The 13,189-nt window shown below is 66.7% G+C and carries 9 protein-coding genes; 6 read left to right on the top strand and 3 right to left on the bottom strand.

What is annotated here, in order from left to right; translation table 11 throughout:
* Positions 1 to 1,446: 1,446 nt before the first annotated feature.
* On the bottom strand, positions 1,447 to 1,827 hold the full coding sequence (locus tag CCS01_RS24020) for a hypothetical protein (RefSeq protein WP_104521296.1): 381 nt from the start codon (positions 1,825 to 1,827) through the stop codon (positions 1,447 to 1,449).
* Positions 1,828 to 2,497: 670 nt separating this feature from the next.
* On the opposite strand from CCS01_RS24020, the gene leuS reads away from it, so the two are divergent.
* The 4 genes from leuS (at position 2,498) to CCS01_RS24000 (ending at position 7,219) form a co-directional block, all read left to right on the top strand.
* Complete coding sequence (gene leuS, locus CCS01_RS24015) at positions 2,498 to 5,131, top strand: leucine--tRNA ligase (RefSeq protein WP_104521295.1); 2,634 nt, start codon at positions 2,498 to 2,500, stop codon at positions 5,129 to 5,131.
* Positions 5,132 to 5,148: 17 nt separating this feature from the next.
* Positions 5,149 to 5,682 carry an LPS assembly lipoprotein LptE gene (gene lptE, locus CCS01_RS24010; RefSeq protein ID WP_158258570.1) on the top strand — a complete coding sequence of 178 codons (534 nt, stop codon included), beginning with the start codon at positions 5,149 to 5,151 and terminating at the stop codon, positions 5,680 to 5,682.
* On the top strand, positions 5,679 to 6,704 hold the full coding sequence (gene holA, locus CCS01_RS24005; RefSeq protein ID WP_104521293.1) for a DNA polymerase III subunit delta: 1,026 nt from the start codon (positions 5,679 to 5,681) through the stop codon (positions 6,702 to 6,704). The genes lptE and holA overlap by 4 nt, the downstream gene beginning before the upstream one ends.
* 137 nt (positions 6,705 to 6,841) lie before the next feature.
* On the top strand, positions 6,842 to 7,219 hold the full coding sequence (locus CCS01_RS24000; protein WP_104521292.1) for a hypothetical protein: 378 nt from the start codon (positions 6,842 to 6,844) through the stop codon (positions 7,217 to 7,219).
* Positions 7,220 to 7,326: 107 nt separating this feature from the next.
* Here CCS01_RS24000 and CCS01_RS23995 read toward each other — a convergent pair whose 3' ends face one another.
* Positions 7,327 to 7,704, bottom strand: a complete 378-nt coding sequence (locus CCS01_RS23995) for a PAS domain-containing protein (RefSeq protein WP_104521291.1) — start codon at positions 7,702 to 7,704, stop codon at positions 7,327 to 7,329.
* Positions 7,685 to 8,128, bottom strand: a complete 444-nt coding sequence (locus CCS01_RS23990) for a PAS domain-containing protein (RefSeq protein ID WP_146101933.1) — start codon at positions 8,126 to 8,128, stop codon at positions 7,685 to 7,687. The genes CCS01_RS23995 and CCS01_RS23990 overlap by 20 nt, the downstream gene beginning before the upstream one ends.
* 529 nt (positions 8,129 to 8,657) lie before the next feature.
* Between CCS01_RS23990 and CCS01_RS23985 the strand changes: the two genes are divergently transcribed.
* A complete protein-coding gene (locus CCS01_RS23985) occupies positions 8,658 to 8,885 on the top strand; it encodes a hypothetical protein (protein WP_170114665.1) in 228 nt (75 codons plus the stop codon).
* Positions 8,886 to 9,234: 349 nt separating this feature from the next.
* Complete coding sequence (locus CCS01_RS23980) at positions 9,235 to 13,101, top strand: DUF3427 domain-containing protein (protein ID WP_104521288.1); 3,867 nt, start codon at positions 9,235 to 9,237, stop codon at positions 13,099 to 13,101.
* Positions 13,102 to 13,189 lie beyond the last annotated feature (88 nt).

Here is a 13,189-nt window from a genome sequence, read left to right as displayed (position 1 = left end):
GCCGATGGTTTGAGCGTCGGCGGTGTGGACGGGCTGTGCCTGCGTTTCAGCTGATTGAGGGTCATTGACGGCGGGCGTGCGGGTGGATCGTCCTGACATGTAACCACAGAGGAAAGCTGAGGGCCGTGGAGGGCCACTGAGAAGTGCCTGTTATAGGGCACCCAGGAAACTCTGGCGTCTTCCCGCGACAGTTGGCGCGGCCTGCGCTGGCCTGAAGCGTTGGCCTGAAGAGTGACGAAACCGACGATGTTTCCCGGGAACGGTATCATGCCATCGATCGCGGCAGGCGGCGGCCTGATGGCCATGAACCTGGCGTCTTGGCGCTTTAGCGGTGGAATCAACCCCACCGGCCTCCGGTGTTGCGCACCCATCACCGCCGGGAGCGGCTGCGCGGTTCCTGTCAACGCCAAGACGCCAAGCCGCCAAGATACCGAGGCACCCGCCGCCGTACGGCCGGGTGACAGCCTCTCATACCAACCCGCATAAAGAATTACTCACCGACGTTGCCTTCCGACCCCGGATGAAGAGTGCTTGGTGGCCGCGGATGGGTGATTTCTTATGCGGGTTGGTATCATACGGCACCTGGGAAACTCTCGCCGTCTTCCCGCGATAGTTGGCGCGGCCTGCGTTGGCCTGAAGAGCGACGAAACCGACAATGCTTCCCGGGAACCGTATTACAGCGCGCCGGAAATGCCGCCCCCGTTGGATGGGGCAGAAGGCGCTTCGCCTTTGGCCCTGGCCATCATCGGCATGGGATGGAGACTGGGGCTGAAGCCGTGGTGGGCGGCGGCAGTGCCTCCCCGGAACCGTTCGTACCTGCGCATTCTTACTTGATTTTCAACACGGAGAACGCGGAGGACCACGAAGTGCCACGGAGACCCGACCTTGCTGGCGACCCGGGAATCGGCCCACCGCACCCCTGGGTTGGCGATCAAAGCGTTTCGCAGCGTCGGCGGGCGTGCCCGAAGCGATTTATGCCTTGCACCTGACGTACGGCCTGCGCCGCATCATTGGCTCACTCGGCCATACCGTTCGTGATTGGCTGACTCTTTCACACCCTTCGCGGCCCTCGGTGATCCTCCGTCGTTCTCCGTGTTGAAAATCGGTCGCCAATCCAGACTCTGCCGCTGCCTTGACCCACTCGGGACAAGACTGCCGCTCGTCGCAAGAGCTGACGGAATGAGGGCGGACTCCTCGTCGGCCGCCACTATGGCGCTGCGCGCGGAGCGCACGGCAAGCGGCACGGCCGGACGATGCGACGCTGGCCCTCGCCCCCCCCGCCGGACCGGTGAAGCCGCCTGCCACGACGCCACCATCCGCACCGGCCCGCACGGCGTCCCCTGCCCCCTGTGGCCCTCCATGACCCTCGGCTTCTTCTCTGTGCGAACGGAAATGCGCCGTCGACCACGCTGTCCCTGCCGCGGACGCACCATCCCGGACCGCCCCTTACGGCCGGCCGCCCGCGGCAAGCCAGGCATCCCGCACCCTCGCGAGCTCTTCCGCGCGCCGCGCGTCATTCACCTGGAGCAGAAGACGATGTGCCTCATCACGCGCCTGTTGCGCGGCCTCTGCATGGGCTTTGGCCGCCTGCTCCTCCATGTAGATGCCATTGCGAAGTTCGGACAGAAAGCGGACCGTCTCCACCGGATGGCGCCGCCGCATGTGGAACAGGCTGACGTTCGCTGCCATGCCATGAGGTTGCTTGTGCAACCACTCTTCAAGCCGCATCAGTTCGTCGATCCGATCACGCGCCGCCGCGTCGGCGAACGACGTTTGCGCCAGCATCTCTCGCAGAGCCCGCGTGCGGATATTCGAGTAGGTCACCACGGTGTGCCTTTCCTACGGTTGGAAGGGCGACCACCCTTCCCGGTTCGTTGCTCGGAAACGCCTGTTCCCTGCCGCATGTCCAAATGGATGCCACCTTGCCCGGGTCGGCAGGTTGGCGGCGTCCGGATCACCCGGATGCCTCTTCATGACGACGCCAATCTATATGCGGCGAGAACGACTGCCAAGTGCCATCCGGCGAACGATTGGTTTTGTGAACGGTCCGGGCGTTGATGGCAGCCGGCACGGCCCGAACTGCACTGGGACACGGATGGGCGGCCCGGGCCGCACAGGCTTCAAGGGAACGGCGGCCGTTGCCATGGCGTCATGGTGACCGCCATGACGACAGCGCAGTGGCGCCGCCTGTGCCGCCGTTTCAACGCCGATGTGGCCCGGCCCGGATGACGCCAGGAAGACTTCCGAAGCGCCCGCCGATCGGCGGTGCCGGTGCCTCCCGGCCGCCATAGGTCACGCCGATGGCGGCACCGCGTGGTCCTCGGGCGGCTGCGCAATTGCTCCGGCCGGCGGCACCGGGCGGAACGGCAGGTCCGCTGATCGGTCCATGGCCGGGCTTCCGCGCGCCTGATCGCAGCGGTGCCACGCCGACCCGCTTTGCGGCTCGTCGGCCTATATCCACTTGCAACAGGCACCGCGGCGAACGATACATCCGCCTATGAACGATACGAGTACAGCCGCCCCACGGCAGGAGCCTGCAGCCCCGGACTCCGGCCCGCGCTACGATTTCGCCGCAGCCGAACCGCGCTGGCAGGCCGCCTGGGACGAACGCGGCTGCTTCCGCGTCGCCGATGTCCCCGCCGACGGCAAGCCGAAATACTATGTGCTTGAGATGTTCCCCTACCCCTCCGGCAAGATCCACATGGGGCACGTGCGCAATTACACGCTGGGGGATGTCGTCGCCCGCTACAAGCGCGCCCGCGGCTTCTCGGTGATGCACCCCATGGGCTGGGACGCGTTCGGCCTGCCCGCCGAGAACGCCGCCCGCGAGCGCGGCGTCCATCCGGCCAAATGGACCTATGAGAACATCGCCAACATGCGCGCCGAGCTCAAGCGCATGGGCCTGTCGCTGGAATGGGAGCGCGAATTCGCCACCTGCCAGCCGGAATACTACCGCCACCAGCAGAAGCTGTTCCTGGACTTCCTCAAGGCCGGCCTGGTCGAACGCAAGGAAAGCTGGGTCAACTGGGACCCGATCGACGGCACCGTGCTGGCGAACGAACAGGTGATCGACGGCCGCGGCTGGCGCTCCGGCGCCCTGGTGGAGAAAAAGCTGCTCAGCCAGTGGTTCCTCAGCATCACCAAATATGCGCCGGACCTGCTGGAGGCGCTGGACAGTCTCGACCGCTGGCCCGAGCGCGTCCGCCTGATGCAGGCCAACTGGATCGGCCGCAGCGAGGGCGCCCGCCTGACCTTCAGCCTGGCCGACAGCCAGGAGACGGTGGAGGTCTACACCACCCGTCCCGACACGCTCTACGGCATGTCGTTCCTGGCTATCGCCCCGGAACACCCGCTCGCCGCCGCCGTTGCCAGCCGGAACCCGGATGCCGAGGCGTTCGTCGCCGATTGCCGCCGCCGCGGCACCTCGGAAGCGGTCATCGAGACCGGGGAAAAGCTCGGCTTCGACACCGGCCTGCGGGTGAAGCATCCGTTCATCGAGGGCGCCACCTATCCGGTGTGGATCGCCAACTTCGTGCTGATGGAATACGGCACCGGCGCCATCTTCGGCTGCCCGGGCCATGACCAGCGCGACATGGACTTCGCCCGCAAGTACGGCCTGTCCGTCACCCCGGTGGTGCTGCCGCCCGGCGCCGATGCGGCCAGTTTCACCCTGGGCAAAGAGGCCTATGTCGGCCCGGGGACGATCATCAACTCCGGCTTTATGAACGGCCTGGACGTCGATGCCGCCAAGCGCGCCGCGATCGGGAAGCTGGAACAGCTCGGCATCGGCCAGGGCGTGACCAACTGGCGCCTGCGCGACTGGGGCGTCTCGCGCCAGCGCTACTGGGGCTGCCCGATCCCGGTCATCCACTGCAAGTCCTGCGGCGTGGTCCCGGTGCCGGACGACCAGTTGCCGGTCCGCCTGCCCGACGACGTCACCTTCGACAAGCCCGGCAACCCGCTGGACCACCACCCGACCTGGAAGCACGTCGATTGCCCGACATGCGGCAAGCCGGCGCGGCGGGAAACCGACACCTTCGACACGTTCGTCGACAGCTCCTGGTATTTCGCCCGCTACTGCAGCCCGCACGCCGGCGTGCCGCTGGTCCGGGACGCCGTGGACCACTGGATGCCGGTGGACCAGTACATCGGCGGCATCGAGCACGCCATCCTGCACCTGCTGTATTCGCGCTTCTTCACCCGCGCGATGAAGGACACCGGGCACGTCTCGGTCGAGGAGCCGTTCGCCGGCCTGTTCACCCAGGGCATGGTGAACCACGAATCCTACAGGACCGAGGACGGCCACTGGCTCTACCCCGACGAGGTGGAGAAGCGCCCGGACGGCACCGCGGTCCGCCGCGGCACCGACCAGCCCGTCGTCGTCGGCCGCGTCGAGGCGATGAGCAAGTCGAAGCGCAACACCATCGACCCCGGCGCCATCATCGCCCGCTACGGCGCCGACACCGCCCGCTGGTTCATCCTGTCCGACAACCCGCCCGAGCGGGACATGGAGTGGACCGAGTCCGGCGCCGCCGGCGCATTCCGCTTCACCCAGCGCGTGTTCCGCCTGGCCGAGGCGCTCGACGGCCTGCCCGCCGAAACCCGCCCCGACAGCTTCGGCGCCGCCGGCCGCACGCTCCGCCGCGCCACCCACCGCTGCATCGCCGCGGTGACCGAGGCGCTGGACAGCTTCGCGTTCAACGTCGCCGTCGCCCGGCTGTACGAACTGGCCAACGCAATCACCGAGGCCGAACGTGCCGCGGCCGAACCCGGGCTGAACTGGGCGCGGCGCGAGGCGGTGGAAATGCTGGCCCGCCTCGGCAGCCCGATGATGCCGCATTTGGCCGAGGACGTGTACGCCCGCCTGTATCCGGTGGCCGACAAGCTGGTCGCGCAACTGCCCTGGCCGGAGGCCGATCCGGCGCTGCTGGTGGCGGAAAGCGTCACCATCGCGGTGCAGGTGATGGGCAAGCTGCGCGGCACCGTCGAGGTCGCGCCGAACGCGGCCGCCGAGGTGGTGTTCGCCGCGGCCGAGGCCGACGCCAACGTCGCCAAGGCGCTGGAGGGCAAGCGCATCGTCAAGCGCGTGCACGTGCCGAACCGCATCGTCAACTACGTACTCGCAGGGTAACCGCTATGGTAACCGCCATGCCTGGTCGCCGCTGGTTTTGCCTTGGTGCCGTTGCCGCCCTGGGTGGCTGCGGCTTCCAGCCGGTCTACATGCCGACGGCCTCGGGTAAGACCGGCGCGGCCGCACGTGGATTGCAAACCGTTTTCGTCAGCAACATCCCGGAGCGCCCCGGCCAGGAACTGCGGCAGGCGTTGCAGGAGCGCTTCGGCAGCGACTCGGGAATCCCTCCCCGCTACGACCTACGGGTCAGCTTCGGCATCGGCGGCGAAGGCATCGGCATCCTGTCCGACACCATCGCCACCCGGGTACGGCTGACCGGGAACGCGACCTGGACGTTGTTCGCCCACGATGCCGCGCGCACCAGGCTGGCGTCGGGATCGGCGCGCTCGATCGACGGCTTCAACATCATCGATGCGCAGTATTTCGCCGCGGACCTGGAAACGGAATCGGTGCAGAAGCGGATTGCCGAGAACATCGCCGATCAGATCGCGATGCAGCTTGGCATCTGGTTCCGCCGGCAGGCCGCGCAGCAGGCGGCCAAGGCGGGATGAAGCTGCCGCCCGCGCGGCTCCAGGCGTTCCTGCGCGATCCGGGGACCTGCCGGGTGGTCCTGCTGCACGGCGACGACGCCGGCATGATCCGGGAGCGGGCCGAGGCCCTGGTGCGGGCCATCGCCGGATCGCTGGACGATCCGTTCCGGGTCACGGAACTGGCGCGCGAGGATATCCGCCGCCTGCCGGATGAAGCGGCGGGCCTGTCGCTGATGGGCGGGCGGCGCGTGGTGCGGGTGCGCGATGCCTCCGACGCCGCGGCTGATCCGGTCGCCCTGCTGCTGAAGGGCAGTGCTCCGGCGCTGGTGGTGCTGGAAGCCGGCGCGTTGCCGACGCGCTCCAAGCTGCGCAGCCTGCTCGAGGCCGCGCCGGACGGGGCGAGCATCGGCTGCTATCCCGAGGAAGGCCGCGCGCTGGAGGAAACCATCCGCGCGACGCTGAAGGCGGCCGGCGCCGGCGTCACGCCCGATGCGCTGTCCTGGCTGTCGCAGCAGCTTGGCGCCGACCGGGTCTCGACCCGGGCGGAACTGGAGAAGCTGGCGCTGTATGTGGGACCGGGCAACACCGTCGATCTCGATGCCGCGCTGACCTGCGTGGGCGACCTGGCGGGGCTGTCGCTGGACGACGCGCTGTTCGCCGCGACCACCGGCGACGTCGCCACCACCGACCGGGCGCTGGAACTGGCGGTCGCGGAGGGCGCGGCGCCGGTGCAGGTGCTGCGCGCGGCGCTGCTGCATCTACAGAAGCTGCACCGGGCCCGGCTGGCGATGGAGGAGCAGGGCCTGACCGCGTCGGACGCGACGAAGGCCGTCCGTCCGCCGGTGTTCTACCAGAAGGTCGGAGCGTTCGGCCGCTCGTTGGGGCTGTGGTCCACGGCGAACCTGACCGCTGCGCTGGCGGCGGTAGCGGAGGCGGAACGCGGCTGCAAGCGCACGGGCTGGCCCGATGACGTCCTGTCGCGCAACGCCATTCTCACCCTCGCCCGCCGATCGGCTGTGGCGGCCCGGTCGATGCGGCGGTGAGGGGTCATGGGGCGGCTGGTCGCATTTTTGATCCGAAAATCGACAAAAGATACTTTTCTTTGTTTGCTCCGTGTGCAACAAGAATGCACTTCTCGATTTGGCTTGGGCGCGACTCCAGCGCACATCCGGAGATTGCAATGTATTACAAGAGATCGAGCGACCAGACCAGCCAGGAACCGGCCGTCGCCGTGCCGCCACCGCCGCTCGGCATGGCGGACCAGGCCTTTTTCCAGTCGGTGATGACCGAGGTCGCGCCTGGATGGACCGTGGAGTTGCAGGGTTTCTGCGCGGATGAGGCGAACCTGATCCTGCTGCCGGACGGGGGCGAGGATCTGAATGGCCCAAGCTTCGTGGTCAACCGGGAAGGCTATGGCTTCCGTCTGGACCAGGTGCACTGGGACGAAATAACCGAGATCGGGATCTATGCGTCGCTGCGGGACGTCCTCGACGTCATTTGCCGCCAACCGGCGTTTTGCGCCGGCACCGCTCGCCCGGAGTCCGTGACGATCCACTGATCCATCCGGTTCTCGCGCACTGTCCCCACGAATCAGGTGCGGCGCAGGCGTGTGACCGGAGCGGCGGGGCATGCCGCGGTTGCGGCGGGAGCGGAGCCGTCGCGGTGCTATAGCCGGCGCAGAAAGATCCAGCATCCTCCGCCCGCGGCAGACTGCACCCGCACATCCAGTTCCCTGTCCGGATCGTTGAAGTCCCCGACGAAGCTGAAGGTGATGTCGAGCGTCCCCGCCGCCAGAGCCTTGTCGATCCGCCCGCGGAACTGGGCGTTGTCCATGCACGGGGCAATCTCGGTGAAGAACGACCGCGCGACCGTCGGCTGGTCGTAGCCGGACAACCGGCGCTCCGTTTCGCTGTAAAATGTGACCCGCCCTTCCCGGTCCAGCCGGATGGCCCCATACGGAAGCGCATCCACGACGGCGGGCGGCAGCGTCTCGACGATCGATGCGAGAGCGGGGTCGTGGAAATCAGGAGCCTTCGCTTCCATTGGGCCTTTTCTCCTGCTCGCTGAACAGCACGACGCCGATCAAATGGGTGATGCGTCCGTTCATGCCGGCGAGAGGCAGGATCAGGCGCTCGAAGGTTATCGGAGCGCCGTCGCCGAAATTGTAGTTCGCGTATTCATAGCTGGGCGTCAAAGTCCGGGCACATCTGCGATAGGCGCCTTCCAGCGACCCGACATAGTCGTTGCCTGGATGCGCGCCAGTCGGCAGGCCGGCAAGCCCGCGGCCGAGCCGCTGTTCGAGCGCGGAGCCGATCCGGGTATAGCGAAAACGGGGCGGCTGCAGGTCCGGATTTTCGACGGCGACGGTGAACATGTGTGGATCATCCAGTGCGCCCTGCCATTGGACGTCGGCAAGGCACGGCGGCCTGTTGCCGCGCCTGGCCGCCTTCCAGAACAGGTACGCCATCAGCAGCCTATGGCTCCGCAGCCGGGAAACCAGCCGGTGATCATCGGCGTTGTCGTTGCCCTCCGGGCCTGCCTGCCGCATCGGCGCTGTTGACGGTCTGGCACCGCCGGAGAACAGCAGCGCCAGAACAGCCAGCCACGACAGCACAAGGCAAAGCAAAATCAACGCCATCTTGTCTTCTGCACCACTGGCGGCAACGCTGCCCGGTTCTTTGGCGGAGAACCCCTCGGATCATAAGCTATCGGGAAACAGTCGTCTGCACTCTGCGCGCCGGTATGTCCCGCTCGGTTGGGAGCGGTCAACCGGGCGATCCTTGCGGAACGGAATTGCGGGCCGGCGACCATGGCGGTGCTGGCCGGCGCGGGCGTGGTGTTGGAGGATGGAGTCAGCATGCGGGGACGGATGCGATCGCTCATGCGGCCAGCCTGGCAGGTCCGGGCCTCACCGGCGGTGTCGTGTGCGCGTGAACTCTGGCCGCCGTGTGGCGTTCAGGCACGACCGGCATCCGCGCCGGATGAAAGGGATTGCCATGACCCGCGAGCGTTCGGATCGCGACCAGGACAAGAACCTGGAAGATACTTTCCCGGCCAGTGATCCGCCGGCCAATTCCGGCGTGACCGGAGCCGAGCCGCCGGCTCCGTTGCAGCAGAAGGACGGCGACAGGCCGACCGGCATGCCAACTTCTGATCGTCATGGCGCTGAGACGGCGCATCACGCCGAGCAGGAGCCGACGACGACGGACGAGGCGGATCGGTAAAGAACCCAGCGCCCGGCATTTCCTTGATGCATCGTCCTGGTTTCCTGGCGAATGTTTCCGAGGCCCGGGATCCGTGGATGCAAAGCTGGCCTTCAAGCTCGGATCCATCGTGAGGCGGCTCCTGGCGCGGCCGAAGCGACATACCATGTCGCCTCGGTAAGCACGAACATCGCCCGATGCCGCCAGGACAGGTCGGTCTTGGCGGCTTCAGCGGTCAGGTCCAGTGTGCGCCTTCTTCGGACGTGAACAGGCATGCCCTGCTCCGGTGGACACAGGTACTGGTCTGGAGGAGAAGACAGCGCATATCCGGGACGCTATCGACATGCGTGCAAACTGATAAGATTGCGGCATGTCAACGGCTGCCGGCGAGACTCTCCGCTACTACGACCAGAACGCAGATGTGTTTGTCGCCGGCACGGTCGGCGTCGACATGACGCCGCTGCACGACCGGTTCCTTGCCTGGGTTCCCCATGGTGGCCTGGTGCTGGATGCCGGGTGTGGCTCCGGACGGGATGCGAAAGCCTTCATAGGCCGCGGCTATCGCGTCCAGGCGTTCGATGCCTCGACTGAACTCGCCGCGCGGGCGTCCGCGTTGATCGGCCAGGCCGTCGCGGTGCTGCGCTTCGAGGACTTCCACCGGCCGCCGATGTTCGACGGCATCTGGGCTTGCGCCAGTCTGCTGCACCTGCCCGAGGTGGCGATTCCGGATTGCCTTGCGCGATTGTGGGCGGCGCTGAAGCCGGCCGGAGCGTTCTATCTCAGTTTCAAGCTCGGCGACGGCGAAAGGATCAAGGACGGCCGCCATTTCACCGATGCCACCGAGGAACGGCTGCGCACCTGGCTCCAGGCTCTCCCGGATATTGCCGCCATCGCGTGCTGGACGACCCAGGATGCGCGGCCGGATCGGCAGGAGGCCTGGCTCAACGCCATCATCCGGCGCAATCCGGCTGCGGCCGACAAAGTGGTCACCGGCGAACAGGCCAACCCGTTCCGGCCGCAGCTTTCCGCCGCCATGGCGCAGGCCGGCGAGATCGACTTCGCGGTTGCCTTCATCAAGACCACCGGGCTCCGCTTGCTGATCGACGATCTCCACGCAGCCCTCGGCCACGATGAGCAGCGCACGCGGCCGCCGGCGCGATTGCGCGTGCTGACCAGCGATTATCTCGATGTCACCGACCCGGATGCCTTGCGCCTGCTGCTCCTTCTGCAAGAGAAGGGCGCGCATGTTCGCGTCTTCGAGGCTGGGACCGGCAGCTTCCACCTGAAGGCTTACCTGTTTGCCGGGATCGACGAGCAAGGCGAATGGCGCGGCACGGCGTTCATCGGCTCCAGCAATATCAGCCGCATGGCGCTGACCGATGGATTGGAGTGGAATTACCGCATCGAATATCCGGGTGACCCTGGCTTCCTGGAGGCGCGTGCCCGCTTCGAGGACCTGTTCCATGATCGCCGGACCTGCCTGCTCACCGATGCCTGGATCGAAGCCTATGAGCGCCGTCGCGTACCGCCGGCGCGCGCCATCGCCCCCGGAACGAATGAGCTTGACCCACCGCCCGAGCCTTCCCCCATCCAGGCAGACGCGCTCAACGCTCTCGCGGCGACCCGTGCGCAGGGCTACCGGCGCGGCCTGGTCGTGCTGGCCACGGGCCTCGGCAAGACGTGGCTGGCCGCCTTCGACGCCGAGCAGATCGCCGCACGGCGCGTGCTGTTCATCGCGCACCGGGAGGAAATCCTGCATCAGGCGGCGGCGACGTTCCTGCGCATCCGCCCGCACAGCCGCGTCGGCTTCTACACCGGCAAGCTGCGGGACGGGGAAGTCGACGTGCTGTGCGCTTCAGTGCAGACGCTTGGGCGGAACCGGCATCTCGAACGCTTTCCGCCGCAGCATTTCGACTACATCGTCGTCGATGAATTCCACCACGCTGCCGCGCCGACTTACCGGCGCGTGCTGGCTCACTTCGCGCCGCATTTCCTCATCGGCCTGACCGCGACGCCGGATCGCACCGACCAGTCGGACATCCTCTCCCTGTGCGACGACAATCTCGTCTTCACCCGTACCCTGTTCGAAGGCGTCACCGCTGGGTTGCTGGCGCCGTTCCACTATTACGGCATCTGGGACGAGACGGTGGATTACCGCGAAATCCCCTGGCGCAGCGGACGGTTCGATCCGGAGCAGTTGACCAACAAGCTCGCCACGCTGGCACGTGCCCGGCACGCCCTCGCGCAGTGGCGGGACCATCGGCAGACGCGCACGCTGGCGTTCTGCGTCTCGGTCAGGCACGCCGAGTTCATGGCCGATCAGTTCCGCCGGCAGGGGGTGAGCGCCGAGGCGGTCTATGCCGGCTCCACGCTCGGGCGAAGCGAGGCGCTGGACCAGCTTTCGGCGGGGCGGCTGGCGGTGATCTTCTCGGTCGACCTGTTCAATGAAGGCGTCGACCTGCCGGCGATCGACACCGTGCTGATGCTGCGGCCGACCGAGTCGAAAATACTCTTCCTGCAACAGCTCGGCCGCGGCCTGCGTCGGGCCGAGGGCAAGGAACGGCTGGTGGTGCTCGACTTCATCGGCAACCATCACAGTTTCCTGCACAAGCCGCAGGCGTTGGCGCAGGCCGGCGACACCTATCGCCAGCTCGCCGCCTTCGCGCGCCGAGTGGAGGAGGGGCGGCTGGAGCTGCCGCCGGGCTGTTTCATCAACTTCGATCTGCGGCTGATCGACTTCCTCAAGGTGTTGGATTCCGATGGCACCAGGTCGGACTACGAGGCACTGAAGGCGGTGCTCGGCCGGCGGCCGACGCTGACGGAGTTCTACCGCTCCGGCGCCAACATGCCACGGATGCAGCAGCAATACGGTCACTGGTTCGCGCTGGTCGCCGAAATGGGAGACCTGTCCGGCGACGAGGCGGAGACTGCACGGGCACACGCCACGTTCCTGACCGAGCTGGAGAAGACCCGACTGGTGAAGTCGTTCAAGATGGTGCTGCTCGAAGCGTTCCAGGAACTCGACGGCTGGCGCACTGCGCCAAGGCTTGCCGACCTGGCACAACGCTCCTGGGAGGTGTTGCAGCGGCGGCGGCCTCTGCTCGGCGATCTCTCCGACGACTTCGCCACCAGCGAAGAGGACGGCGCGTCGTCGCAATGGCAGCGCTACTGGCGCGGCAATCCGGTCAACGCCTGGATTGGCGGCTTCGTGGACGGCACCGCGCCGCGCTTCTTCAGGTTGGAGGAGGACCGCTTCGTACCGGCCTTCGCCGTCCCTGCCGAGACCGCCGATACACTCGCCAGTCTGGTGCAGGAAATCGCCGACTACCGTCTCGCCACCTACGAAGCCCGCCAGCCGAAAGCGGCAGCGTCGGCCGAAATCATTCCGCTGTATCGCAACCGCCCGAACCGGGTGGAGCTTGCCTATTTCCCAAATCTCCCCATCGCCTGCGGGCACTTCAAGACCGGCTATGCCGACGCGGAGGAGCATCGCACTCTTGGCCCCGGCTACGGCAACCTGGACCCGGCGCGGCATTTCATTGCGCGGGCGTCGGGCAATTCGATGAACGGCGGCAAGACGCCAATCCGAGACGGCGACTATCTGCTGCTGGAGCTGGTCAGTTCCACGAGTGCCGGGTCGATCACAGGCAAAATCATGGCGGTCGAGCGGCAGGACGTGACCGGTGACAGCCAGTATCTGCTGCGGGTGGTCACCAAGACCCGCGACGGACGCTACATCCTGAAGGCCAACAATCCCGACTACGCCGATCTGGAAGCGACCGGAGAGATGCGCACCTTCGCCCGCTTCCGTGCGATCGTCGATCCGCTCGACCTCGCGGTGGGGCAGGCGTTCATGCGCGAGGACATCCCGCCGCTGTTCGGGGAAACATTCAACCCTGGCAGTTGGAATTCAGGCCACGTGGTATTGCGGGCGCCGAAGGCGCATGTCCTGCTGGTGACGTTGAACAAGCAAGGGAAGGCGGAGGCGCATCGCTATGTCGATCATTGGATCGACGAGACGACGTTCCACTGGCAGAGCCAGAATGCCACAACGCCGACGAGCAGCCGGGGGCGGGAAATCATCGGCCATGAGAAGCTCGGCATCACGCTGCATCTGTTCGTGCGCGATGGCAAGCTGGAAGGCGGCAAGGCCGCACCGTTCGTCTATCACGGCAGAGTGCGCTATCTCCGGCATGAGGGGCAGGCGCCGATGAGTGTCACCTTCGAGGTCTTTTGAAGCCATCTTTGCATGGAAGGTGTTGGTGCGTCACAGTGCGCCACTCGGGGGCACCACAGGAAGCGCGCCGGCAGTCCGGCGCCGCCCG

Source organism: Rhodopila globiformis, assembly GCF_002937115.1.
In the GTDB taxonomy this organism is placed as follows: domain Bacteria; phylum Pseudomonadota; class Alphaproteobacteria; order Acetobacterales; family Acetobacteraceae; genus Rhodopila; species Rhodopila globiformis.
The sequence above is the reverse complement of the archived record's forward strand: the minus strand, read 5'-3'. Positions and strand labels throughout refer to the sequence as shown.

What these genes read in the sequence shown, in the direction of transcription:
- leuS (WP_104521295.1), top strand. Translation starts at nt 2,498, where the DNA reads ATGAACGATACGAGTACAGCCGCCCCACGGCAGGAGCCTGCAGCCCCG.
- lptE (WP_158258570.1), top strand. Translation starts at nt 5,149, where the DNA reads ATGCCTGGTCGCCGCTGGTTTTGCCTTGGTGCCGTTGCCGCCCTGGGT.
- holA (WP_104521293.1), top strand. Translation starts at nt 5,679, where the DNA reads ATGAAGCTGCCGCCCGCGCGGCTCCAGGCGTTCCTGCGCGATCCGGGG.
- CCS01_RS24000 (WP_104521292.1), top strand. Translation starts at nt 6,842, where the DNA reads ATGTATTACAAGAGATCGAGCGACCAGACCAGCCAGGAACCGGCCGTC.
- CCS01_RS23995 (WP_104521291.1), bottom strand. Translation starts at nt 7,704, where the DNA reads ATGGAAGCGAAGGCTCCTGATTTCCACGACCCCGCTCTCGCATCGATC.
- CCS01_RS23990 (WP_146101933.1), bottom strand. Translation starts at nt 8,128, where the DNA reads ATGGCGTACCTGTTCTGGAAGGCGGCCAGGCGCGGCAACAGGCCGCCG.
- CCS01_RS23985 (WP_170114665.1), top strand. Translation starts at nt 8,658, where the DNA reads ATGACCCGCGAGCGTTCGGATCGCGACCAGGACAAGAACCTGGAAGAT.
- CCS01_RS23980 (WP_104521288.1), top strand. Translation starts at nt 9,235, where the DNA reads ATGTCAACGGCTGCCGGCGAGACTCTCCGCTACTACGACCAGAACGCA.